Raw genomic sequence first — 25,412 nt, forward strand, 5'->3', positions numbered from 1 at the left:
TTGAGTGTAAAAAAGACAGGCCCTAAGGTCTGTCTGATTTTATTAACGCATTGTTGGGAATAGAAGTACGTCACGGATTGATGCAGCATCTGTAAAGAACATTACAAGACGATCGATACCGATTCCTAGTCCACCTGTTGGCGGCATACCGTATTCAAGGGCCTCAACATAGTCGTAGTCGATTCCAGTTGCTTCGTCATCACCAAGTTCTTTGGCAGCGGCTTGGGCTTTGAAACGTTCAAGTTGGTCGATTGGATCATTTAGCTCAGTGAAGGCATTAGCGAATTCTTTACCAGTGATGAAGAGCTCAAAACGGTCAGTGAAGCGTGGGTCACGAGCATTTTTCTTAGCAAGTGGTGAGATTTCGACTGGGTGACCAAAAACAAATGTTGGTTGAACAAGAGTTTCTTCAACGAAGTCTTCAAAGAAGGCGTTGATGATGTGGCCAACTGTGAAGTGTTTTTCAACAGTAACATGATGTTTTTTAGCCACTTCAGTAGCTTCTTCAAGGGTCATTGGGGCAAAGAAGTCAACTCCAGTTTGCTCTTTGATGGCTTCAACCATGTGGATACGGTTGAAGGCTTTACCAATGTTAATCTCTTGACCTTGATAGTTAACGATATCTGAGTCAATAACTGTTTTTCCAAGGTGTCTAAATATTCCTTCAGTAAGATCCATGATGTCCTCAAAGTCAGCATAGGCAGAATAAGCTTCAAGCATGGTAAACTCAGGATTGTGGGTAGTGTCCACTCCTTCATTACGGAAAACACGACCAATTTCGTAAACATTTTCCATACCACCAACGATTAGACGTTTAAGGTGGAGTTCAAGGGCAATACGAAGGACCATGTCCATGTCAAGGGCATTATGGTGGGTTTCAAAGGGACGAGCACTTGCTCCACCAGCTTCATTATGAAGGGTTGGAGTTTCAACTTCAAGGAAGTTTTGGCTGTCCATGTAGCGACGGATTTCTGAAATAATACGGCTACGAGTAGTGAAACGGTTGAAGCTTTCACGATTAGAAATAAGATCTAGGTAACGTTTACGGTAGATTGTTTCAACGTCAGTAAGACCGTGGTACTTCTCAGGAAGTGGACGAAGTGACTTAGAAAGCATAGTAAGCTTTTCAGCCTTGATTGAAAGCTCACCCATGTCAGTTTTCATGATTTGACCAGTAACCCCGTAGAAGTCACCAAGGTCAGCTTTTTTGAAGATTTCATAGTCTTCGTCTCCAACAGCATCCTTACGCACGTAAATTTGAATTTGTCCCTTACGGTCTTGTAAGTGGGCAAATGATACCTTACCTTTACCACGTTTGGTCATCAAACGACCTGCAACAGTTGCTGTAAGATTTTTTTCGTTAAGCTCTTCCTTAGTAAGCTCACCAAACTCAGCGTGCAAGTCACCTGATAGATGTGTGCGGTCAAAACGTTGCCCAAAAGGATCAAGTCCAGCTTCACGTAAGCCTTCCATCTTTTCACGGCGGACAAGCATTTGGTCATTTAATTCTTCTTTGATATTTTCAGCCAAAATAGTTCTCCTAAATTTAGTATTATTCGTTATATTTTATCATGAATAAGGGAATTATTAAAGGATATTTGGGCAAGTGACCTCCTTAAATTACTTAAGTAAGAATAAAGATAATTTTCTAAAAATTGTTGACAATAACAAATATTTATTATATTATTGGAAAAAATAAATTTAGAGGAAAATTCAAATGACTAAGCCAAATTTCAATTTATTATTATTAAACGAGGACTCGCAGTGTACTTTTTTCAAAGTATAATATGTGCGGGTCCTGTTTGGCGTAAGTCAAGATGGGACTAAGACGTCCCATCATTTGGGACGTTTTTCTTTTAAAAAAATCTTTTAAAAAAATTAAGGAGAGTTTTATGAAAAAAATTGAATTTCTTGATACAAGTCTTAGGGACGGAGAGCAGACACCAGGGGTAAATTTCTCGATTGAAGAAAAGGTTAATATAGCCAAGCAACTTGAAAAATGGGGTATTTCAGCTATTGAGGCTGGTTTTCCAGCAGCCAGCCCTGATAGTTTTGAGGCTGTTTCGCAAATCGCAAAAATCATGACCAAGACAGCTGTTACAGGTCTTGCTCGCTGCGTTAAAGGAGATATTGACCGAGCCTTTGAAGCCCTAAAGGATGCCAAATATCCACAAGTCCATGTTTTTATTGCCACAAGTCCTGTTCACATGGAATATAAGCTTAAGATGACAGAAGATGAGGTTATAAAAAGTATTGCCCACCATGTAAGTTATGCGAGAACCCTCTTTGATGTTGTGGAATTCTCTCCAGAGGATGCGACAAGAACAGAGAGAGCTTTCCTTCTAAAGGCTGTTCAAACGGCAGTTGATAATGGAGCAACCTACATTAATATTCCAGATACCGTTGGCTATACTGTGCCAGAAGAATTTGGTGAAATTTTTAAATACTTGATTGAAAATATCAAGTCTGACCGCAAAATCATCTTTAGTCCCCATTGTCATGATGACCTTGGAATGGCTACAGCCAATACACTTGCGGCGGTTAAGAACGGGGCAGGTCGCGTTGAGGGAACAGTCAATGGTATTGGCGAGAGGGCAGGAAATGCAGCCCTTGAGGAGGTGGCAGTAGCCCTTCATATCAGATCAGACTATTATCAGGCTACCAGTGATATCGTCCTAAGCAGGACCAAGGCTACTAGTGACATGGTCGCAAGTTATTCAGGCCTTTCAGTTCCTAAGAATAAGGCTGTAATTGGTGGTAATGCCTTTGCCCATGAAAGTGGTATCCACCAGGACGGAGTCCTAAAAAATCCTGAAACTTATGAAATCATCACTCCAGAACTTGTTGGAATTAAATTTAATTCCCTACCACTTGGAAAATTGTCAGGTCGTCATGCCTTTAAGGAAAAACTTAAGGAACTTGAATTTGACTTTACTGAAGAAGAACTAACAGGATATTTTTCAGACTTTAAAAAGCTTGCTGACAAGAAAAAAGAAATTACTGATGAAGACATAAGAGCCCTAATCCTTGGTCAAAGTCTAGCTGACAGTGAGATTATTCTTGAAGACATTGAGCTAAACTATGAATCAAATGGAAGACAGGATGTTAAGATTCATCTGTTTGACCGGGAAAATCAAGAAAAGGCCCAGGTTCAAGCTCACGGTCTAGGTAGTATTGAAGCCATCTTTAATGCCATTGACAAGTACTTTGGTCAAAAAATGTTCCTTGAATCTTATGAAATTGAAGCCATCACAAGTGGACGTGATGCCCAGGCTGAGGTTCAGGTTCATGTGAAAAATCCTAAAACAGGAGTTAATTTCTCATCTAAGGGAATTGACTATGATGTCTTGAAGGCTAGTGCCCAAGCCTATATCAGAGCTAGCTCTTTTGTAAGGGATGAAAAAGTTAAGGGGGCCTAGGAAGATGACAAAAAAAATAGCAGTTTTAGCAGGTGATGGAATTGGCCCTGAAATCATGGCCGCAGGCCTTGCGGTTTTACAAGTAGCAGCCCAAAAAAGTGATTTTGACTACCAGCTTGAAGAGCTTGATTTTGGGGGAGTAGCCATTGATAAGACTGGGAACCCTCTCCCCCAGGAAACCCTTGATAGTCTAAAGGAGTCAGATGCGATATTACTTGCAGCCATCGGCCACCCCAAATACAATGAGGCAAAAATTCGGCCAGAACAGGGACTTTTAAAGCTCAGACAGGAGCTTGGTTTATTTGCTAATATCAGGCCAGTTAAAATTTTTGAGGAACTTAAAAGACTATCACCTCTGAAGGCTGAAATTATTGAGGGCGTTAATTTCACAGTAGTTAGAGAGCTGACCGGAGGCATCTACTTTGGCGAGCACAAGCTTGAAAAGGAAGAGGCACGTGATGTCAATGAATATACGGCCGATGAAATTAGAAGAATCATGAAGGTAGCCTTTGAAATGGCTGAAAAGCGTGATGGCCTTGTGACTAGCGTTGACAAGCAAAATGTGCTAGCAACCAGCAAGCTGTGGCGGAGTGTTGCAACAGAGGTAGCCCTTGATTATCCACAGGTAAGATTAGAGCATCAATTGGTAGATAGCCTTGCCATGCTGATGATTACAAATCCGCGTAAGTTTGATGTTATTGTAACGGAAAATCTTTTTGGAGATATCTTATCTGACGAGGCGAGTGTCCTTCCAGGAAGTCTTGGTGTTATGCCTTCAGCCAGCCACTCTGAGTCTGGGCCAAGCCTTTATGAGCCGATACATGGAAGTGCACCAGATATTGCAGGTTTGGGACTTGCAAATCCAGTAAGTATGATTTTATCGGTCGCTATGATGCTTGATGAGTCCTTTGGTCTTAAGAGCGTAGCAGCTGATATTGAAAGAGCAGTTGAAAAAACCTTCGCTCAAGGTATTTTTACAAGAGACTTGGGCGGAGAAGCTTCGACAGAAGAGATGACAAGAGCAATTATTAGTAATTTGTGAGGTAGAGATATGGGACAGGCAATATTTGATAAACTATGGGACAGACATGTGATTACAGGAGAGATTGGTCAACCTCAGCTTATGTATGTGGACCAGCATTTCATCCATGAGGTTACAAGTCCTCAGGCCTTTTCAGGAATGAGGGAAAATGGACGCAGGCTAAGAAGGCCAGAGTTGACCTTTGGAACAACCGACCATAATGTACCAACAGTTGATATTTTTAACATTCAGGATTTGATTTCAAAAAATCAGATTGAGACTTTTGCTGAGAATGTTGAAGATTTTAAGGTCGATGCGGCTGTCCATGGTAGTAAGCTTCAGGGAATTGTCCACATGGTGGGACCTGAAACAGGCCGCAGCCAGCCAGGAAAGATAGTGGTTTGCGGGGATTCACATACGGCCACTCATGGGGCCTTTGGAGCTATTGCCTTTGGTATTGGTACCAGTGAGGTTGAGCATGTCTTTGCCACTCAAACCATCTGGCAGGTGAAACCTAAGAAGATGAAGATTGAGTTTACCGGAAAGGCTCCTAAAGGGATTTATGCCAAGGACTATATCCTAGCTCTTATTGCTCGTTACGGGGTTGATGCTGGTGTTGGTTATGCTGTTGAATTTGCAGGAGAAGCCATTTCAGACCTTGAAATGGAGGAGCGGATGACCATTTGTAATATGGCCATTGAGTTTGGAGCAAAGATTGGGCTCATGAATCCTGATGCTAAGACCTATGCTTATGTAGCTGGTAGAGAAAAGGCACCTAAAGATATGGAGGCAGCCATTGCTGATTGGGAAACTCTAGTTAGTGATCAAGATGCAAGCTATGACAAGGTGATTACCATTGAGGTTGATAAGCTTGCTCCTATGGTGACTTGGGGTACAAATCCTGAGATGGCTGTTGAATATACAGAGTCCCTACCTGAGGTTCTTGACTTTAATGATGAGCGTGCTTATTCATATATGGACCTAAATCCTGGACAGATGGTAAGTGACATTGACCTTGGTTATGTATTTATTGGCTCATGTACCAATGCCCGCTTGTCAGATTTGATCCTTGCCGCAAACATTGTCAAGGGTAAGAAGGTGGCTGATAAGCTGACAGCCATTGTGGTACCAGGAAGTCGTCCTGTTAAGAAGGCTGCAGAAGAGATGGGACTTGATAAGATTTTTATGGATGCAGGCTTTGAGTGGAGGGAACCAGGTTGTTCCATGTGTCTTGGAATGAATCCTGACCATGTTCCCCAGGGAGTACACTGTGCAAGTACCAGTAACCGGAACTTTGAAGGCCGTCAGGGCCACGGGGCAAGGACTCACCTTTGTAGTCCAGCCATGGCAGCTCTAGCTGCCCTTAACGGAAAATTTGTTGATGCAAGGGAGGCAATCTAATGGATAAGTTTACAGTCTACACGGGAAAAACAGTTCCTTTGATGAATGATAATATTGATACTGACCAGATTATTCCCAAGCAGTTTTTGAAGGCTACAGATAAGATTGGTTTTGGTAAAAATATGTTCTTTGAATGGCGATATCTCGAGGGAGGTAAGAAGGAAAATCCAGATTTCATCCTGAATCATCCCAACTACAAGGAAGCAAGCATTCTAATCACAGGAGACAACTTTGGCTCAGGGTCAAGCCGTGAACATGCGGCCTGGGCCATTATGGACTACGGATTTAAGGTGATTGTAGCGGGGTCTTATTCGGATATTTTTTATAATAATGCCCTTAAAAACGGAATCTTGCCCATTGTCTTAGACCTTGAAAGCCGCAAGGAATTGGCTGAGATTGCAAGTTCAACAGAGCTTGTAGTAGACTTGCCCCAGCAAAAAATCATTCTAGGAGATAAGGAATTTAACTTTGAGATTGACTCTGAGTGGAAGAGGAAGCTTGTTAATGGCCTAGATGATATTGGCCTAACCCTTGAATACGAAGACCTAATTAGTCAGTATGAAAGAAATAGGCCAAGTTACTGGGTTGAAGCAGGTATTTAGTCACTTATTTTATGGAAGTAAAAGATCAGCTGGGCTGGTCTTTTTTTACTTGATATTGTTAAACGTATGACAATATTTTTCACAATTATAACATTACAAGTACATTACATATTGCTAGCTTTATTTTTAAAGGATTTTATTTTAGTAAACGTTTGACATTTTTATAAAATATTGTATTATACTAGTAGAGATGTGGAAATCGTTTTCATAATAAAAAAAGGAGATATGTATGGATTACAAAAAAGTTGCGGAAGAGATAAATCTTGCCCTCGGTGAGAATAATATTCAGGCCCTGGCCCACTGTGCAACCAGGCTTAGGATAGTCCTTAAGGACCCGTCAAAGGTAGACCAGGAGGCCCTTGACAATAATGATGATATTAAGGGAACTTTCAAGGCCAATGGCCAGTTTCAGATAATTATTGGCCCTGGGGATGTTAACAATGTTTATGATGAGCTCTTAAAGGTTGCAAATATCAGTGCAGCTACCAAGGAAGAACTTAAGGAGCTTTCAGAAGGTGGCAAGAAAAACCCACTGATGGATTTGGTTAAGGTGCTTTCAGACATCTTTGTTCCTATGCTTCCAGCCCTAGTTGCTGGTGGTCTTCTCATGGCCCTTAATAATGTTTTGACGGCTGAAGATCTGTTTGGTCCCCAGTCAATTATTGAAAGATTTCCAGTCCTTGCAGACTTTGCAAGCATTGTAAATCTTTTGGCGACAGCACCATTTGCCTTCCTACCAATTTTAGTTGGTTTCTCAGCGACCAAACGTTTTGGTGGTAATGCCTATCTAGGTGCTGCCATGGGTATGGCCATGGTAATGCCAAGTTTGGTTAATGGTTACGGGGTGGCAGAAGCTATCAGTAGTGGAACCATGCCCTACTGGGATGTCTTTGGTTTACAGGTAGCTCAAGCAGGTTACCAGGGTTCAGTTCTACCGATTGTTGCTGTAGCTTGGATTTTAGCCAAGCTTGAAAAATTCTTCCACAAGAAAATTCCAGCAGCCTTTGACTTCACCTTCACTCCCATGCTTGCCATTATTATTACAGGATTCTTAACCTTCATTCTTGTAGGGCCTGTCATGAGGACTGTATCTGATGCCCTAACTAATGGTCTTATCTGGCTTTATACAACAACTGGAGCCCTTGGATTATCAGTTTTTGGCTTCTTCTATTCACCAATTGTAATTACAGGCCTTCACCAAACATTTCCAGCCATTGAAACCACACTTTTAGCTGACATTGCTAAAACTGGTGGAAGCTTCATCTTCCCAGTTGCTTCTATGGCAAATATGGCTCAAGGAGCAGCAGCTCTAGCCATTGCAGTTATTAGTAAAAATAAAAAGCAAAAGAGTCTTGCTGGTTCAGCCAGTCTGTCAGCCCTTTTAGGGATTACAGAACCTGCCATCTTTGGGGTTAACCTAAAGCTTAAATTCCCCTTCATCTGTGCCATGATTGCAGCAGCAATTGGAAGCCTGATGCTTGGCTTCTTCAAGGTTTTAGCTGTAGCCCTAGGTGCCGCAAGTGTTATCGGCTTCATCTCCATTGCCCCTAAATCAATTCCTGAGTTTATCCTGTCAGGATTAGTGACAATAGTTGTAGCCTTTGTCCTTACATATATTTACGGGAAGAAAACCATGGACTTATCAGTGGCCGATACTGACGAAAAAGTTTCAGAAGCAGAAGCTAGTGTAGCCATCAATGAAGACCCACAAGTAGAAGCAGATGGCGTAAGTGATGAGCTTATCGCAGCACCAGTGAGTGGCTCTGTTATTCCCTTAAAAGATGTTAAAGATCCAGTCTTTGCCTCTGAAATGATGGGTAAAGGAGCAGCCATTAAACCCGAGGCTCATGAAGTTTACGCACCGGTTAGTGGTGAGTTGACCATCGTTTATGACTCAAAACATGCCTACGGCATAAAATCTGATGGAGGATCTGAAATCCTAATTCACATCGGTATCGACACCGTTAAGATGGACGGTCTGGGCTTTTCGACCAATAAAAAAGTTGGTGAGCATGTGGTTAAGGGAGAGCTTCTTGGAAGCTTTGATAGCCAAGTAATCAAAGAGGCCGGTTATGACGATACGGTAATGATGATTGTTACCAATACAGGGTCATATGCAGGAGTTGAAACTCTAGCTAGTGGTAATATTGCTGCTGGAGAAAAACTTCTAAGCCTGGAAAAAACTTATCAGTAAATTTAGCTAAATTTAGTTAATAAGACAAATTAAAAAACCAGCTAGAAAGCCTAGCTGGTTTTTTTAACTATTTTGCTGGAATTTAATGGGTAGTACAATTTCTAGGTCAAATTCCTTTTTGTTTATCTTGTTTAAAAGAGCTGTGATTAGAGCATCAGCAAGCTCTGATATGGGTTGGACAATGGTTGATAGCTTGGGATAAAGAGCCTGGATTAACTTGGTACCATCATAGCCTATGATATTAACATCTGTAAATTCCATGGCAAGGATGGCCGTTATATCATCAGTACAGAAGATTCCCTCAAAGTCATTGTCTTCAATGAAATTTTTGATCCGACTTTTTTTAATGTCAAGGATGACCTCTGGATCAAGCTCAAGGTGCTTGACAGGAATTCCCCTTTGATTGGCAAGCTGGATAAAGGCCTGTGACCTAAGGTCAGTCGGGCTTCCGCTGCTGCTTGCTCCTGATATAAGTCCTAGACTTTTAGCCCCACGCTCAATCAGGCTTTGAGCTGCCAATTGGCCTCCAGCCTGGTTGTTACTGGATACTGTAGCAATCTTTGGACTAAGCAGGCGGTCAAAACTTACGATAGGAAGGTCAATCCGCTCATATTCTTCAATACCCAGATTATGGCTACTTGAAATAATCCCATCTACCTGGTTGGCAGCAAGCATCTGTAGGTAAGTTTTTTCCTTAGCTGGATTACTCTGGCTATTGCAGATAATTACCTTGTAGCCAAGATTAAAGAGCTTTATTTCAAGCTCTTCAATGAGTTCGGCATAGAAGGGGTTTCTAATTGATGGGATAATTAGGCCGATAAGCATGGTCTTTTTACCTTGAAGGCTGCGGGCCAGATTATTGGGCTGATAATTTAGCTCCTCCATGGCCTTATGAACCTTATCAATTGTTTTTTGGCTGAGAGACCCATACTTATTAATCACCCGGCTGACTGTAGTGGGACTTACGCCAGCAAGTTTTGCGACATCAGTAAGTTTGGCCATTACATCTCATACAAGGCTACCTGAGTAGCTCCTTTCGCCTGGAATTTTGTTTGCCCCTCTTCTGGGAAAACGCGACTTGAAAGGACATATTCTCCGTCATTGATAAAGATTTCAATAATACTTGCATCAACGAAGGCATTGACCTTAACTTGGTCGCTTGAAATATTATTTATTGATCTAGTAACTCCGAAGTCTTGGGCAAAAACTTCTCCAAGCTTGCTACGATCAAGTTTAATTTCGCCATTTGCTATGGTAAGTTTTAAAGCTTCCTGGTTGTCATCACTAGCATAGAAGGAAATTTCAGCCCCTTCTTTCATGTCAACTGTAAATTCAGCCTCATAGGTATTTTTGTCAAATACATGCTCGCTTGCTTGAATCTCTTTTTTGCGAAGTTCTTTGATTTCCTCAACTGGATATTGGTATAAGTTTCCGTCCTTAAGGCTAAGTTCTTTAACCAGACTAAGTGAACCTTGGTAGCCAAGATCATTTGTTGGATAATCAATCTCAGGCAGTCCCAGCCAAGAAACTGATAAAACTCGTCCATCAGGTGCATTGAAGGCTTGAGTAGCATAGACATCAAAACCATAATCAAGGTTTTTAATGGCCCCTGGATTTGTAAGTTTAGCCTTTTTAGCATCAAAAGATTCAGCTAGGACATAACTTTGTGGATAGATATTGTCTGAGTCAGTTTCAGCCATTCCTTGAGGGCAGAAGAGGAGAACAGGATGCCCATCAACAAAGACAAGATTTGGACATTCAACCATGTAACCAAGATCAAGGTCACTAAAATGGAGTTCGTCGATTTTCTTCCAGTCTTCAAGATTGTTATCAACAGCCTCATAAAGGACAACCCGTCCCTTAAGGTCTAAATTTTGGGCCCCGATTACTGCATAAAATTGCCCCTTGTCCTTAAAAATCATCGGGTCACGGAAGTGGGCTGTATAACCTGCCTCATCAGAGATTACAGGTCGCTTGCTTTTGACAATCTCACCCTTCTTATTCATAAGGGCAGTCATCTGGTAGGCACTGCGGTTCCAGTCCTTGTCGCGGTAATTACCAGTGTAGAAAAGGAATAGGTCGTCCCCTACAGGATAAGCACTACCTGAGTAAACTCCGTGGCTATCAAATTCAGCTCCTGGTAAAAGCTTGATGTCATCAATTTCCCAATTTACTAGATCAGAGGATGTGGCATGTGACCATGATTTTAGGCCATGCACAGCTCCAAAGGGGAAGTGTTGGAAGAAGAGATGCCATTTTCCATCGAAGTAAGAAAAGCCATTGGGATCATTTAAGAGGCCACTTTGAGGTTCCAAGTGGAAGTGGTTTTTCCAAATTGAAGTTTCTTTTTTGTGGATTAAGTCCTTGATGTAATCTTTATCCCAGTCATTATAGTTTTTGTATCTTAATTCAGTTGTCCATTTCATTTGTGTTAAAAAACCTCCTTAGTTTGCCTTTATGTTATGATAAAAATGTTAGATTGTCAAACCCTATATCCCTTATAAAATGGCCGTTTTTCATAAAAATATTACAATTTATGGTAAACGTTTAACAAATTAAAAAAAACTTTATCAGATTGTAATAAAAACACCCCTAAATTTTATAAAAATACAATTGTCCCTGGCCTTTAATCGTGGTAGAATAGAAAAGGTTCTTAGGAAGACATTGCCTTGTGCAAATTTGATTTCTTAAGGTCTTGGGTTGTTAGTTGAATTTAATAGTTTAGGGGTTAAATTATTAGATTCCATTAATCATCTGAGGTAGAAAATATAAAAGTATAAAATAAGGAAGTGAAGTAAGTAATGAGATTATTTGGTAGTGTAGAAGCTGGTGGAACAAAGTTTATTTGTGCAGTCGGAAATGAAGATTTAGAGATTTTAGAAACCTATCAGTTCCCAACAAGTGGCCCAGATGATGCCCTTGAAAAAGTTATCGAATTCTTTAAGGATAAAAATATTGAAGCCCTAGCTCTTGGAAGCTTTGGACCAATTGATATTGATCGTGATAGTGAAACTTATGGCTATGTTTTAAGTACACCAAAAGCTGGTTGGTCTAAGGCTGACTTAGTATCACCAATTGAAAAGGCCTTAAATGTGCCGGTTTACTTCACTACAGATGTTAATTCAAGTGCTTATGGTGAAATGCTTTTAAATGACTGCAAAAACCTAACTTACTTTACAGTAGGTACAGGTATCGGTGCAGGCTCACTTCAAAATGGAGAATTCATCGGAGGTGTTGGTCACCCTGAAATGGGTCACCAACTTATGAAACGTCACAAGGATGACCTTGATTTTGCTGGAAACTGTCCCTTCCACGGCGACTGCCTAGAAGGTGTAGCAGCTGGACCAAGCCTTGAAGCTCGTCTTGGAATTCGCGGTGAACACATTCCTGCAGACCACGATGTATGGGATATCCAAGCCTACTACATTGCTCAAGCCCTTGTAAATGCAACCGTTTGCCTACGTCCTGACAAGATTGTTGTCGGTGGTGGAGTTATGGCTCAAGATCACATGCTTGACCGCATTAAAGAGAACTTTGTAAGCCTTTTAAATGGCTACCTGCCAGTACCATCTGTTGATGACTACATCTTTGCCCCAAGTGTTGAAAATAACGGTAGTGCAACCATTGGTAACTTTGCCCTAGCAAAAACTTTAGTTGACTAATTAAAGAGAGCTCCCAGAGCTCTTTTTTTATTCCATCTACTTGATGACAAGCCCATTATAAGTTTTCAGCCAAGCTGGACTGATTACCTTAGTAATTCGGGCCAATTTATTGTAAAATATAAGAACAAACTACTAAGAGGAGGTATAAGCATGCAGTGGGCTTTAAATGAAATAAAGAAAAGGGAAATCATTAACTTTGATGAAATCCTTAATTTAGAGGCTGGTTTAAAAAGACGCTTTGAAGAGATAATTGGTCTAACGCCAGTCCATGTGGTAGGTTTTGTATCCTATGAAGATGGTCTTTATCTACTTAACTACAAGGCCACTTACACCCTAAGCTACCCATCAACAAGAAGCCTTAAGGAGGTTGAGCTTAAGTCAAGTATTGATGTGGCTGAGGCCTTTACAACAGAGGCCTACATTCAAGAGGCACGCGATTTGGTAAGTGACGACAACATTTTTATCCTTGAAAAGGACATTATAAACCTTGACGAGTCTGTGGCTGATAATATTATCCTAAGCATCCCAACTCGTGTTTTAACTCCAGATGAGCTTGAAGCTGATAGCATGCCAAGTGGTCAAGGTTGGCAGATTATGTCAGAGACTGACTTTGAAAATCTCGAGCCAGAAGTTCCAGATGAGAAGAAGTCACCCTTTGCAGGACTTGACGGTCTCTTTGACTAAGAGGGTAGACCTCTTGCTAAATTGCTTTTTGACCCAAAAGTGCTATAATTTAAAGAATACTATAAAAAAATCTAATAACTAGGAGAATGTAGATGACACAAGCAAACTTTGGTGTAGTTGGTATGGCCGTTATGGGTCGTAACCTTGCCCTAAATATTGAATCACGTGGCTATAATGTTGCGATTTATAACCGTAGTAGCGAAAAAACTGAGGATGTGGTGAAGAGCTACCCTGAAAAAAACTTTGTACCGAGCTATGACATTGAGTCATTTGTAAATTCAATTGAAAAACCACGTCGCATCATGCTTATGGTGCAGGCAGGTTTTGCGACTGATGCAACTATCCAAAGCCTTCTGCCATTCTTAGACAAGGGAGATATCCTAATTGACGGTGGTAACACTTACTACAAGGATACAATCCGCCGTAATAATGAACTCGCTGATTCAGGTATCAACTTCATCGGTACAGGTGTATCTGGTGGGGAAAAAGGAGCCCTTGAAGGTCCTTCAATCATGCCAGGTGGACAACGTGAAGCTTATGATTTAATCGCTCCAGTCTTTGAAGAAATCTCAGCTAAGGCTCCTGAAGACGGAAAACCTTGTGTTACTTACATTGGCCCTGATGGAGCTGGTCACTATGTTAAGATGGTTCATAACGGAATCGAATACGGTGATATGCAGCTTATTGCTGAATCATATGATCTTATGAAACACCTACTAGATCTTGACGCTAGCCAAATGGCTGAAATCTTTACAGAGTGGAACAAGGGTGAGCTTGATTCATACCTAATTGAAATCACAGCTGACATTCTTACTCGTAAGGATGATGAAGGGGAGAAAGGTCCAGTTGTTGACTATATTCTTGATGCTGCAGGTAACAAGGGAACAGGTAAATGGACTAGCCAATCTGCTCTTGATTTAGGTGTTCCCCTACCACTAATCACAGAATCAGTATTTGCCCGTTACATCTCAGCTTATAAAGATGAGCGTGTTAAGGCAAGTGAAATCTTACCTAAGGCTGATGCTCCTAAGTTTTCTGGCGATGCGGCAGAGCTTGTTGAAAAAATTCGTCAAGCCCTTTACTTTTCAAAAATCATGAGCTACGCTCAAGGATTTGCTCAACTTAGATCAGCAAGTAAGGAATATGACTGGGATCTTCCATTTGGTGACATCGCAAGCATTTGGCGTGCTGGATGTATCATCCGTGCTCGTTTCCTACAAAAAATTACTGACGCATACGATCGTAAGGCTGACCTTGAAAACCTTCTTCTTGATGAATACTTCGTTGAAATCACTAAGAAATACCAACAGTCAGTTCGTGACGTTGTAGCCCTTGCTGTTCAAGCAGGAGTACCAGTACCAACCTTCTCAAGTGCTATCGCCTACTTTGATAGCTACAGAAGTGCAGTCCTTCCAGCCAACCTAATCCAGGCCCAGCGTGACTACTTCGGTGCCCACACCTACAAACGTACCGACCGCGAAGGAACCTTCCACTACGATTGGTATAGTGAAGATAAATAAGGAAGCAAGAAAAACCTAGGAGACTAGGTTTTTTTGCTCCTAGTCAATAACAAAGGCTAAGATTTACTGTTATAATTAAGGGAGAGATGTATATTTAGGATGGTATTATGAGATAGCGATACTTGAATGATACTTGATTTAATGTGATGAAGGAAGGGAGTTTGTGCGTGCTTAAAAATAAATTGGGTCTGACAAGTTCTGCTGAACTTGCCCAGGCAGAAGAGAAGTTAACAAAACAAAAAGCCAAGGAGCTATATGATTCAGGTTATATCGACCTTGTTGAAGTTGGCAATTTTAAGGGACTCTCAGCCATTCACAAGTATCTTTTTGAGGATATTTATGACTTTGCAGGTAAGTCTCGCGATGTTAACCTAGCCAAGGGTAATTTTCGCTTTGCTCCAGTCATGTATCTACAAAATTCCCTGGCCTTTATTGATGAAATGCCCCAGGAAACCTTTGATCAAATTGTTGAAAAATATGTTGAGATGAACGTGGCTCATCCCTTTCGTGAGGGTAATGGTCGAAGTATGCGAATTTGGCTTGACTTAATCTTTAAAAAAGAATTGCAGAAAGTTGTTGACTGGTCAAAGATTGATAAGGATGACTATCTACTTGCTATGGAGCGTAGCCCCATTCGGGATATTGAAATTAAATACCTCCTTGAAAGGTCTCTGGTGCAAGAAGTGGATAGTAGGGATATCTACATGAAGGGAATTGATCAATCTTACTACTATGAGGGTTATACGAGTTATCCGATAGATAGCCTAAACTCTGATGATTTTAAATAAAGAGCCCAGCTGGGCTTTTTTTGTGTTCATTTTAAAAATAAGGAATCATCTTCCCCCACTTTATACAAATATCCATTCAAACTTGGTATAATAGCTATAATAGAGAAGATATGTGAAGTTATTTTGAGAAAAAATCCTTGAGAGGAGCTAAATGGAAAAACAAGATAAAGGTAGTCCCTTTGAGGCTTTTACAGGGGCAGATATTTTAGAAAATGTTATAAGAGAGCAAATGCCTGAAATTTTAGATATTCTTTTGCTGGATAGGACGAAATCAACTGAGAAGACAGCCAAAAATATTATTTGGGCCAACGACAACTATATAAGATATAATCGTAAGCTTTATAATGCAGAAGCTCCCATTCAGGCAGAGTTAATTACAGGTCACATGGGTCAACTTATTAGACCACGAGCCCTAAAGTCTCGCGAGCTCCAAAAATCGCGTACTAAAGCCCGTGCGGAAGTTTTTACGCCCACATGGGTAGTCAAAAAGCAAAATGACCAGGTTGATAAAAATTATCAAAAAGATGATGTAGAAACTTATGTAAAAAGAAGCTGGCTTGAGATAACTTGTGGTGAAGCACCTTATATGGTCAGTCGTTATGATATGGAAACGGGGGATTTTATTCCCATTGACAAAAGGGTGGGATTTCTTGACCGCAAGCTAAAAAGGATTAATCTTGAGGTGGATGATAAGGCGGACTGGCAAAGGCTGGTCGAAGAAGCCTATAAGGCAAGTTATGGCTTTGAATGGAACGGGGACTCCCTCCTTTTGGCACGGGAAAATCTTCTTTATACCTACTGGGACTATTATTTTGACAAGTGGGGCGAGGCTCCCTTATATAGTTTATTTAAAGAAATTGCAAAAATCATAAGTTACAATGTTTTCCAGATGGATGGTCTTAAATATATTATCCCTTTGAGTGAAAAGAGGGAAAAATTAGAGACAGTTCAATTATCTTTTTCTCTTTTTGATGATGATGAAGAAGAGATTGAAGAGGAGTGGATTATAAAACCAGGACGTAGGGTAAAAATTATGAACTGGGAAATTGGTAAAATGGAGTTTTTTGATAAGGGATTAGGTTAGTAGTTGCTGCTAGGGAAAGTTGTGAAGCTTTTAAAAAATTAGAAGGGTTTATAAGGTATGTCGGAAAATTTTACATTTTTACAGGTTGAAAATGCAACAGCAAATCTTTTTACAACAGCCAATATGGCTGAGAAAAATTACACCCAGGAAGATTACGATGGAGTTCTAAGTAAGGGACGTAAATTAGCTGATACTACGGCTAGCCTGATTATAGAACGTGAAGGATTAGAGGAGCCTGCTAGAGCTACTTTTGATGACAAACTTAGGATTATTAAGAAAGTAGTTAATGAGAAGTATATTATTGATGCCTTTTATGATGTTAAGCGTTTGGGAAATCTTGCTAGCCATGAAATCAACTCAAAGGATGCTACCAAGAAAAATGCCCTTAATGTCCTCCATCAAGTTTTCGTTCTTCTAGTTTGGTTCATTAACAAGTATACAGATACAGATATTAAAAAATCTTACATTGATTTTTTAGAACCACAAGCTGAGAAGCTCTATCAGACAGCCGAAAGGAAGCTCATCTATATTCAAACAGCTCTAGCAAGTGAGCCCCATAAAAATACTCAAAAAATTGGTGATACAAGTGTTGCAGAAGATGATCTTGAGGCAGACTGGTCGCCTAACAGTGACTTTTTAAGGGCTACAGCAGCCAAAAGGATAAGCCAGTACATGACGACATCAGGCCTAGACTACGACCTTGGCTGGGCTGAACTTGCCTATAGGAAAGAAGATAAAAGCTGGTTTACAGATCATGAGGTTCACAGGGTCTTGAGAGCCTCAGGCTACAAGCAATCTGAAACACTCAAGGGTCAAGAATGGTATGATGTTGACCTTGAGACAGCAAAAAAGGCCATTCAAGCAGTCAAGGAGGGTCGTGAAACTCTTGAAGACGTTGGTCTTGAATTAGAGACAACAACCAATGGTAGTAGGGTTGAGGAAGCAAACACTAGTCTTACCAGTCCTACTATTAATGCTGCTAAAAATATAATCAAACTTAGGCCAGAACAAGAAGCAGCAGTCAAGCAAACTCAGAAGGTATTTCGTAGTAGCAAGTCTAAGAACAAGAAGCGAATGCTTTGGAATGCCAAGATGCGTTTTGGAAAGACCTTGACCTCCCTCCAACTTATAAAAGAAGAAGGCTATCAAAAGGTTCTTATTTTAAGCCATCGTCCAGTAGTATCCGACTCTTGGGGCAAGGATTTTGACAAGATGGATATGGCAGAAAAGGGCTATCGTTTTGGATCAAAAGATAGCGGAGCAAGCTTTGATGACTTGAAGTCAGGCAATTCCCCCTTTATTTACTTTGTATCTATGCAAAAGCTTCGCTACGGAAATGGTGAAACAAATCTGGAAGAATTTGCTGGTGTGGATTGGGACTTGATAATCATTGATGAAGCCCATGAAGGAACCCAGACTGACCTTGCAGGAACAGTTATGAATTCTCTAATTAAAGATAATACAAGAGTTTTAGAGCTTTCAGGCACTCCCTTTAATATTCTTGATCAGTATGAAGATGAGCAAGTTTATACTTGGGATTATACTATGGAACAAAGAGCTAAGCTTAAGTGGTCTTTAGAAAAGCCAGATTTACCAAATCCTTATGAGAGCCTACCTAAGGTTTCAATGTTTACCTTTGATATGAAAAACAAGGCTAAGTTTGCAACAGATACAAAATTCTTTAATTTCCGTGAATTTTTCAAGGTAGATGCTGATGGTGAGTTAGTCTATAAGGCTGATGTAAAAGCCTTCCTAGATAATATTACTAATAAGGATAGTCATACAAATTATCCCTTCTCGACTGAAGAATATAGAAACTCTCTCCGCCATACCCTTTGGATAATGCCAGGTGTTAAGGAGGCTAATGCCTTTGAAAAACTCCTAAAGGAACATAAAATTTTTGGTCAAGACTATAAGATTGTCAATGTGGTCAAAAATGATAAATCAGATGAGACCACAATAACTAGTGAGAGTGACCTTGAAAAAGTAAGAGAAGCCATTGGTGATCCTAGCCAGACCAAGACCATTACTCTGACTGTAAGAAAGCTTACAACGGGAGTAAATGTTCCAGAGTGGAATGCTGTCCTCTTCTTATCAAATATGAATTCACCCATGAATTACCTGCAAGCTGCCTTTAGGGCACAAACCCCTTTTTCTCACGAAAAATTAGGGGTCAAAAAAGAAGCCTATGTTTTCGACTTTGCACCAGACAGGGCTTTGACCATAATGGCTGAATCAGCTCAGATTAATTCAGGTGTTGGTAAAAAGAATACAGTCGAGCAAAAAGAAGCCATGATTAATCTTTTAAACTTCATGCCTATCCTTGGAACAAAGGATACTGGCATGGATGTGTTTGATGTCGATAAGATGCTTACCCAACTTAAGCGTGTCTATGCTGAGAAGGCTGTCCGGACTGGTTTTGACGATGAGTCCCTTTATAATGACAATCTGCTTACCCTAACGGAAGGTGATGCTACAACATTTAGGGAACTTGATGCCATTGTTGGGAAAACTCAAGGTAGTAAAAAAACTAAGATTATTATTTCAGATAATGGCTTGACTGACTTAGAATATGAGCTGGGCGAGCGTGCCAAGAAGAAGAAGAAAGGCGACCGTAGTAAGGAAGAAGAGGCAGCCCTTGAAAAGTCTAAGGAAGCCCAAAAGGAAAGAAAGGCTATGATTTCCATCCTTAGGGGAGTATCAATCAGGATTCCTATGATGATTTACGGGATGGATGTTGACCTGCAAAAGAATATCACCATTGATGATTTCATTAATCTTGTTGATGCTAAGTCCTGGGAGGAGTTCATGCCCAAGGGCTTCACTAAGCGTATGTTTAAAGATATTGCCAAGTATTATGATCCAGAGGTCTTTGTTGAGGCGGGACAAATTATTAGGGAACGAGCTAGATCTTATGATTACCTGGATTATGTTGACCGGGCTGAGAAGATAGCTGAGCTTTTTGCAAGCTTTAAAAATCCAGATAAGGAGACAGTCCTTACTCCTTGGAGGGTTGTTAATATGCAGCTGGTTAAAAGCCTAGGTGGATTAAACTTTTATGATGATGATTTTACAAGTCCTACAACAGGTGGGGTAAGTAATCTTCATTGGGTTGAAAATGACCGGACAGAGTCGGTATACTCAGGGGATAAAAAGTTCCTCGATATTAATGCAAAGACAGGACTCTACCCTCTTCATGTAGCTATGAGTCTTTACTATAAGGAGATGATGACGCGTGATGACAATCATTTTGATGCAAATCAAGTTTACAGGGATATCCTGAAAAATAATGTTCATGCTATAGCCAAAACACCTATGGCAAAGACTATTACTCAAAGAACTTTAGCTGGGTATAAAGATTATGAGACAAGTGTTGAGTATATTGATGGCCTGGTTGACGCCATGAAAGAAAGTACAGAACTTGGTGTACAAAAAGTTGAGGAGGCATTTAAAGACATGAAATTTGATGTTGTGGTGGGGAATCCGCCGTATCAGGAGAATAATGATTCTAAAAATAATCAATCTATGCCAATATATAATTATTTTTATGATTTAGCAGAAAAAGTTTCTGAAGAGTATATTTTAATTTCTCCAGCACGTTTTTTATCTAATCAAGGTGCTACCCCTAAGGCATGGAATAGAAAAATGCTTAGGGATAATCATATTGAAGTTATATATTTTAATCCTAAAAGTAGTGAAGTTTTTCCAAATACGGATATAAAGGGTGGAGTTATAATTCTCCACAGAGATGAGAATATATGTTTTGAAACTATTGATATTTTTATCCCATTTGGAGAATTAAGAAGTATTTATCAAAAAGTAAGTAGTGTTGACAAACATAATTTGAGTTCTCTAATTTATAGTCCAGATAGCTATAAGTTATCGAATTTATTATTTGAAGAGCATCCAGAGGTTATTGGTAGAACAGATGCATCACATGCTAAATCAATGGCATCTAGCGTCTTTAATAGGTATCCCGAAATATTTTTTGAAGATAAACCTACAGATAAATATGAATACATACAGATATATGGCCGTTTTGAGGGAGAAAGAACTTATAAATGGATTAAAAGAAAGTATGTTGCAGACCATCAAAATTTAGATAAATGGAAGGTATTTATTCCGGGTGCAAATGGATCTGGTGCAATTGGTGAGGTTCTATCTACACCCGTAACCGGGCACCCCGTAACCGGGCACCCCGTAACCGGGCACACTCAAACGTTTGTTTCCATTGGAAATTTTAGTACTCAATTTGAAGCAGAATCACTTCTAAAATATTTAAAAGGAAAATTTTCTAGAGCAATGCTAGGAATAATGAAAACGACTCAAAATAACCAATCAAAGGAAACCTGGTCTAAGGTTCCACTGCAAGATTTTACCCAAAATTCAGATATAGATTGGTCAAAATCCATTCCTGAAATTGACCAACAACTCTATAAAAAATATAACTTGAGCCAAGAAGAAATTGATTTTATCGAAGATAAAGTAAGGGCTATGGAATAGAATGATTTTATTCATTTACAACGTAAATAACACCAATGAAAAAGATTTTAATCTTTTTCATTGGTGTTATTTTTTAACTCGATGTGTGTTTCTTTAGCAACTTTATAGGATGTATATACAACAGTAAATATTATAATAGAGTATATACCATGGGTGCCTGTTACTTCTTCCAAAAATTTTTCTAAAAGAAAATTAAACATCAGTTGAAAAATTACATCATCCTTATAAATATTAAATACTTTATCTTTTATTATTGATAAGGTATTTATATGTTTATCGAGTTCTTTGTCTTTGCCTGTGCTTAATGAATCAATTTCCTCGAAATTTATACCTTCGCTACTAAAAATATTAGTATCAAAATCAAAAGTATATGACTTTTCTGATTCCGTCGTAGCCATACTGTACACATCTGAAGTTATGATATCAAGAATGGGTTTTATTGATTCTATTAGTGAATCAAAGTGATATATATTTAGCTTTAGGTCATTGATTTTAATAATATTAGCCATTGATTCTTTCAATAAATCAGAGTACTGTATATTTGATTCAAGGTTATTACTTTTAATAATATTAGTTATTGATTCTGTCAATGAATCAAAGTACTGCATATTTGGTCCAATATTATTACTTTTGATAACATTAGTTACTGATTCTGTCAATGAATCAAAGTACTGTATATTTAATTCAAGGTTATTACTTTTAATAATATTAGTTATTGATTCTGTCAATGAATCAAAGTACTGCATATTTGGTCCAATATTATTACTTTTGATAACATTAGTTACTGATTCTGTCAATGAATCAAAGTACTGCATATTTGGTCCAATATTATTACTTTTAATAATATTAGTTACTGATTCCGTTAATGAATCAAAGCGATGTGCGCTGGAGATAAGAAATTTATCGTCAATATCAAATATTAGTGTATCTGTCAAAATTCAATTACTTCCTTTATCATAATTTTTTATTATTATACCATAATTGAAGATTTTTTTTGCATATCAAACCACTATATATAGTGGCTTAATAGTTAAAAGATACCATATATTGTATCTTTTAACTATTAAATTAATATATAATATCTCTAAGGAGTAATATAAATGTCCAAATATCGGTCTCAGGTCTGATGTTCCAATTTTTGTTCTGGGGTATTATATACACATGGAAGCGGGTGATGGCTTTACGGTTTTACACTTAGTCAAAACCGTGATTCAATTATCCTCTTCCGTCGATAGTTTGTATTGACTGTCTTATTCCTAGCCTCATGTCGGGTGATATTTGGTTAGGGTGTAAAACTTTTTTCATAAAACTCCATAAGTTCTTAGAACTTATAAAAAACTCCTTAAAAATAAAAAAACTCCTAAAAAACCGAGACTCCACTCGGTTTTTTCTTGTTTATGAATGTTCATAGGTAATATTTATTTTTTAAAATCAATCTTCTTTTCCAGATAACTCGTTGTCCATTCTATCAACCAAAACAAGTTTTGGGATAGAAGTGGCACTTAGTTTTTTCTTGTCCATGAGGGTTTACAGGTAATGTTTATCTACTGGAATCAATATCCTTTTCCAAATAATCCGCTGTCGATTTCGCTAAGCAAACGAGTTTGCAAGCTCAAGTCGCACTCGGTTTTTTTCATGTTTATAGGTATTTTCAGATTGCATATACTTCCTGTTTAATCATCTTTTCCAGATACCTCGTTGTTCATTCCATCAACCAAAACAAGTTTTGGGATAGAAGTGGTACTTAGTTTTTTCTTGTCCATGAGGGTTTACAGGTAATGTTTATCTGCTGGAATCAATATCCTTTTCCAAATAACTCGCTGTCGATTTCGCTAGGCAAACGAGTTTGCAAGCTCAAGTCGCACTTGGTTTTTTCTTGTCCATGAGGGTTTACAGGTAATGTTTATCTGCTGGAATCAATATCCTTTTCCAAATAACTCGCTGTCGATTTCGCTAAGCAAACGAGTTTGCAAGCTCAAGTCGCACTTGGTTTTTTCTTGTCCATGAGGGTTTACAGGTAATGTTTATCTGCTGGAATCAATATCCTTTTCCAAATAACTCGCTGTCGATTTCGCTAGGCAAACGAGTTTGCAAGCTCAAGTCGCACTCGGTTTTATCCGTCCAACTTTTTTTCATATAATCCGCCACCCAACAAAAAAAGAAGGTCGCACCTTCTTTTTAAGCTTTGATGTATTTTTCAAGGGTCTTTTTGTCGATGTTTTCGTCAAAGATGTAGTCGTCCATGATGACGGTTGGGACAAAGAAGACATTGGCTTCGTCGGCTTCCTTGATAATGCTTGCGGCGTCTCTTTTGTCGTCATGGTAGGTCAGACCGAGCTCATTTTTGGCAAAGTCAGCAATCTCATCAAGCTTAAGTGGTTCCCAGGCTTCCTGGCTGGCAAAAACCTTGGCAATATCACTAAGGGCCTTTTGAGGGTCAAGGGGATCAATAAAGGCATGCATGACATTTCCCTTGACCAAGTGCCCCTTTTGCTTGTCGAAAAGCTTAATCAAACGCCTAACTTGTCCCTTTTCAACCTCTTCTCTTAGGAAGCTTTCAGACTCCTCAAACCACAGTCTACTAAAAGGGCAGGCCAGATTCATGAATTCCTTCATGAGTTTACCCTCAGAACCAATATGAATTCCATTGGTCGAGTTGGTCTTATCAGCCTTGATTACACTAATATCCATCGCGTGACTCCTTAATTATATTTTTTTATCATTTTACCATGAAGGAGCCTTTTCAGCAATTATGAGCACCAGTGATCTAATTTTCTAAAATGAAGTGAAAAAGCTAACAAGATATGCTATACTAGCCAAGGTTAGAATCTAGGACTAGATTTACCATCTTGATTATAAATCAATTAATAATAGGAGATTTTAGATGAATTCTTTACAGGAAAAATTTAAGAACCTAGGAGTTCAGGCACGTATTTTGCCAAAGAATCTAAAGATGATTTTTGATAAAGCCCGCAAGCTTGGGTTTGTAGGTATTATCAAATTAGTCTTTGCGGACATCTTTTTGGGTCGCAGCCTGCTTGGTTGGCTTTATTTGCTAGGCCTTTGTTCGGTTCAAATCATTGCCTACATCCTGCGTCCCGACTCACTTATGGGGATGATTGCAGGTCTTACAGGAATAATCTGCGTTATCTTTGTTAATGAGAAAAGAGCTAGTAACTACCTTTTTGGTTTTATCAATGCCTTAATTTACTTTTATATGAGCCTGCAGTCAAACTTTTATGGTGAGGTTCTTACAACAAGCTTCTTTACTATTATGCAGCCGATTGGGCTTTATATGTGGCTTGTGGCTGACCTTAAACCGCAGAGTGATTTTGAAGAGGCCCCTCTTGCCAACAAGTTAAGTCTTGCTGGTTGGCTCAAGAGTCTGGTTCTGATTTTCTTTGTCTGGCTGGGTATGGGTTATGCCAATAAGTCGATTGGAGCTAGTCGTCCCTTTAGGGATAGTGTCGCGGTCGGAAGTAATGTTACAGGGCAGGTCCTTATGAGTGGAGGATATGCTGAACAGTGGATTTTCTGGGGTCTGACCAATATTTTTTCAATCTACCTTTGGTGGGGTCAATCATTCGAGATTGTCATCATGTTCTGGGTTTACCTGCTAAATAGTGTGGTTGGTTGGGTCAACTGGACCATGGATGTCAAACACCTGAAAGGACGCCCTGTTAATGAGATTGTAAAAGGACTTTTTTCATAAAAAATTATTTTAGGAGTTTAGGAGTAGAGATATGAAGAAAAAATGGAATAGTTTAAGTAAGTGGAAGAGAGTAGGTCTCTTGTTTGCCCTTCTTTTTGTTACAGTTGCTGTAGTCCCAGGCTGTGGTTCTAACAGTAAGCAGGTTGCAGAATTAAAATCTGAGTTAAAGAAGGTATCAGAGGAAAAAGATGAGGCCCTAAAAAGTGCTCAGGCAGCGGAGAAAAGGGCTAGTGACGCCGAAGCTAAGTTAAAGGCAGCAGAGGAAGCTAAAAAAGCAGAAGAAGCCAAAAAAGCAGAGGAAGCCAAAAAAGCGGAAGAGGCTAAACAAGCTGAGGAGGCCAAGAAGGCAGAAGAAGCCAAGCAAGCCCAAGAAGCTGCTGCGGCACAAGCAGCTCAAGCCCAGGCTCAGCAAGCTCAACCTCAAGCACAAACACAAGCTCCAGCCTCTGCTGGCGGTTATACGAAAGATTCTAAAGGTAGGTGGCACAGGCCAAATGGGCAATATGCATCAAAAGCTGAAATTGCAGCAGCAGGTCTAGCCTGGTAGAATAAAGCCATCATAGATGGCTTTTTTTTACAGGTTAAATTCTTGTAAATTTACTAGCAAAAAAGATAAAATTCTGCTATAATTATTTCTTGTAGTGGATGGACCCCTTAGTTAAATGGATATAACAAGTTCCTCCTAAGAATTAGTTGCTGGTTCGATTCCGGCAGGGGTCATTTTGAAAGATTCAAAGAAAAATTAAAAACTGTCTAAACCTTATATTTAAAGGACTTAGGCAGTTTTTTTGTTTGTATAGATTTAGAGGAAAATATATTTTT

General features: G+C 39.4%; 18 protein-coding genes and 1 tRNA gene. 14 read left to right on the top strand and 5 right to left on the bottom strand.

Annotated elements, in window-relative coordinates; genetic code table 11:
* Nucleotides 1-42: 42 nt before the first annotated feature.
* Nucleotides 43-1,530 (bottom strand): lysine--tRNA ligase, encoded by a 1,488-nt coding sequence (lysS, locus tag OZX68_02070; protein WEV61054.1) that lies wholly within the window; start codon nucleotides 1,528-1,530, stop codon nucleotides 43-45.
* Between the two features lie 362 nt (nucleotides 1,531-1,892).
* On the opposite strand from lysS, the gene OZX68_02075 reads away from it, so the two are divergent.
* From OZX68_02075 to OZX68_02095, 5 genes are all read left to right on the top strand, one after another.
* The gene (locus OZX68_02075; GenBank protein WEV61055.1) at nucleotides 1,893-3,419 is read left to right on the top strand and encodes a 2-isopropylmalate synthase; all 1,527 of its coding nucleotides are present in this window, start codon (nucleotides 1,893-1,895) and stop codon (nucleotides 3,417-3,419) included.
* Between the two features lie 4 nt (nucleotides 3,420-3,423).
* Nucleotides 3,424-4,461, top strand: a complete 1,038-nt coding sequence (gene leuB, locus OZX68_02080) for a 3-isopropylmalate dehydrogenase (protein ID WEV61056.1) — start codon at nucleotides 3,424-3,426, stop codon at nucleotides 4,459-4,461.
* 9 nt (nucleotides 4,462-4,470) lie between these two features.
* The gene (leuC, locus tag OZX68_02085) at nucleotides 4,471-5,841 is read left to right on the top strand and encodes a 3-isopropylmalate dehydratase large subunit (protein WEV61057.1); all 1,371 of its coding nucleotides are present in this window, start codon (nucleotides 4,471-4,473) and stop codon (nucleotides 5,839-5,841) included.
* Nucleotides 5,841-6,443 (top strand): 3-isopropylmalate dehydratase small subunit, encoded by a 603-nt coding sequence (gene leuD, locus OZX68_02090; protein WEV61058.1) that lies wholly within the window; start codon nucleotides 5,841-5,843, stop codon nucleotides 6,441-6,443. Before leuC ends, leuD begins: the two co-directional genes overlap by 1 nt.
* 229 nt (nucleotides 6,444-6,672) lie before the next feature.
* Nucleotides 6,673-8,637, top strand: coding sequence for a sucrose-specific PTS transporter subunit IIBC (locus tag OZX68_02095; protein WEV61059.1), 1,965 nt, complete (start codon nucleotides 6,673-6,675; stop codon nucleotides 8,635-8,637).
* A gap of 63 nt (nucleotides 8,638-8,700) precedes the next feature.
* On the opposite strand, the gene OZX68_02100 is transcribed toward OZX68_02095, so the two are convergent.
* Nucleotides 8,701-9,639: a LacI family DNA-binding transcriptional regulator gene (locus tag OZX68_02100; protein ID WEV61060.1), complete on the bottom strand. Its 939-nt coding sequence runs from the start codon at nucleotides 9,637-9,639 to the stop codon at nucleotides 8,701-8,703.
* A complete protein-coding gene (locus OZX68_02105; GenBank protein ID WEV61061.1) occupies nucleotides 9,639-11,063 on the bottom strand; it encodes a sucrose-6-phosphate hydrolase in 1,425 nt (474 codons plus the stop codon). The genes OZX68_02100 and OZX68_02105 overlap by 1 nt, the downstream gene beginning before the upstream one ends.
* Before the next feature lie 375 nt (nucleotides 11,064-11,438).
* Between OZX68_02105 and OZX68_02110 the strand changes: the two genes are divergently transcribed.
* The 6 genes from OZX68_02110 to OZX68_02135 all read left to right on the top strand — a co-directional run bounded on the left by OZX68_02110 (nucleotide 11,439) and on the right by OZX68_02135 (nucleotide 20,878).
* Nucleotides 11,439-12,299 carry an ROK family protein gene (locus OZX68_02110; protein WEV61062.1) on the top strand — a complete coding sequence of 287 codons (861 nt, stop codon included), beginning with the start codon at nucleotides 11,439-11,441 and terminating at the stop codon, nucleotides 12,297-12,299.
* A gap of 150 nt (nucleotides 12,300-12,449) precedes the next feature.
* On the top strand, nucleotides 12,450-12,983 hold the full coding sequence (locus OZX68_02115; protein ID WEV61063.1) for a YceD family protein: 534 nt from the start codon (nucleotides 12,450-12,452) through the stop codon (nucleotides 12,981-12,983).
* A gap of 92 nt (nucleotides 12,984-13,075) precedes the next feature.
* Nucleotides 13,076-14,503 (top strand): NADP-dependent phosphogluconate dehydrogenase, encoded by a 1,428-nt coding sequence (gene gndA / locus OZX68_02120; protein WEV61064.1) that lies wholly within the window; start codon nucleotides 13,076-13,078, stop codon nucleotides 14,501-14,503.
* Between the two features lie 146 nt (nucleotides 14,504-14,649).
* Entirely contained in the window at nucleotides 14,650-15,291 is a 642-nt protein-coding gene (locus OZX68_02125) for a Fic family protein (GenBank protein WEV61065.1), read from the top strand.
* A gap of 151 nt (nucleotides 15,292-15,442) precedes the next feature.
* Nucleotides 15,443-16,375 (top strand): restriction endonuclease, encoded by a 933-nt coding sequence (locus tag OZX68_02130; protein ID WEV61066.1) that lies wholly within the window; start codon nucleotides 15,443-15,445, stop codon nucleotides 16,373-16,375.
* 57 nt (nucleotides 16,376-16,432) lie between these two features.
* Nucleotides 16,433-20,878, top strand: a complete 4,446-nt coding sequence (locus OZX68_02135) for an Eco57I restriction-modification methylase domain-containing protein (protein ID WEV61067.1) — start codon at nucleotides 16,433-16,435, stop codon at nucleotides 20,876-20,878.
* 47 nt (nucleotides 20,879-20,925) lie between these two features.
* On the opposite strand, the gene OZX68_02140 is transcribed toward OZX68_02135, so the two are convergent.
* Complete coding sequence (locus tag OZX68_02140; protein ID WEV61068.1) at nucleotides 20,926-21,813, bottom strand: hypothetical protein; 888 nt, start codon at nucleotides 21,811-21,813, stop codon at nucleotides 20,926-20,928.
* A gap of 1,243 nt (nucleotides 21,814-23,056) precedes the next feature.
* A complete protein-coding gene (locus OZX68_02145; GenBank protein ID WEV61069.1) occupies nucleotides 23,057-23,569 on the bottom strand; it encodes a thioredoxin domain-containing protein in 513 nt (170 codons plus the stop codon).
* Nucleotides 23,570-23,762: 193 nt separating this feature from the next.
* Here OZX68_02145 and pnuC point away from each other — a divergent pair, with 193 nt between their 5' ends.
* The 3 genes from pnuC to OZX68_02160 all read left to right on the top strand — a co-directional run bounded on the left by pnuC (nucleotide 23,763) and on the right by OZX68_02160 (nucleotide 25,310).
* The gene (pnuC, locus tag OZX68_02150; protein ID WEV61070.1) at nucleotides 23,763-24,590 is read left to right on the top strand and encodes a nicotinamide riboside transporter PnuC; all 828 of its coding nucleotides are present in this window, start codon (nucleotides 23,763-23,765) and stop codon (nucleotides 24,588-24,590) included.
* Between the two features lie 31 nt (nucleotides 24,591-24,621).
* Nucleotides 24,622-25,137 carry a hypothetical protein gene (locus tag OZX68_02155; protein WEV61071.1) on the top strand — a complete coding sequence of 172 codons (516 nt, stop codon included), beginning with the start codon at nucleotides 24,622-24,624 and terminating at the stop codon, nucleotides 25,135-25,137.
* A gap of 101 nt (nucleotides 25,138-25,238) precedes the next feature.
* Nucleotides 25,239-25,310: transfer RNA gene (locus OZX68_02160), tRNA-Arg, on the top strand.
* Nucleotides 25,311-25,412 lie beyond the last annotated feature (102 nt).

It is taken from the genome of Streptococcaceae bacterium ESL0729 (assembly GCA_029391995.1).
GTDB lineage: Bacteria > Bacillota > Bacilli > Lactobacillales > Streptococcaceae > Floricoccus.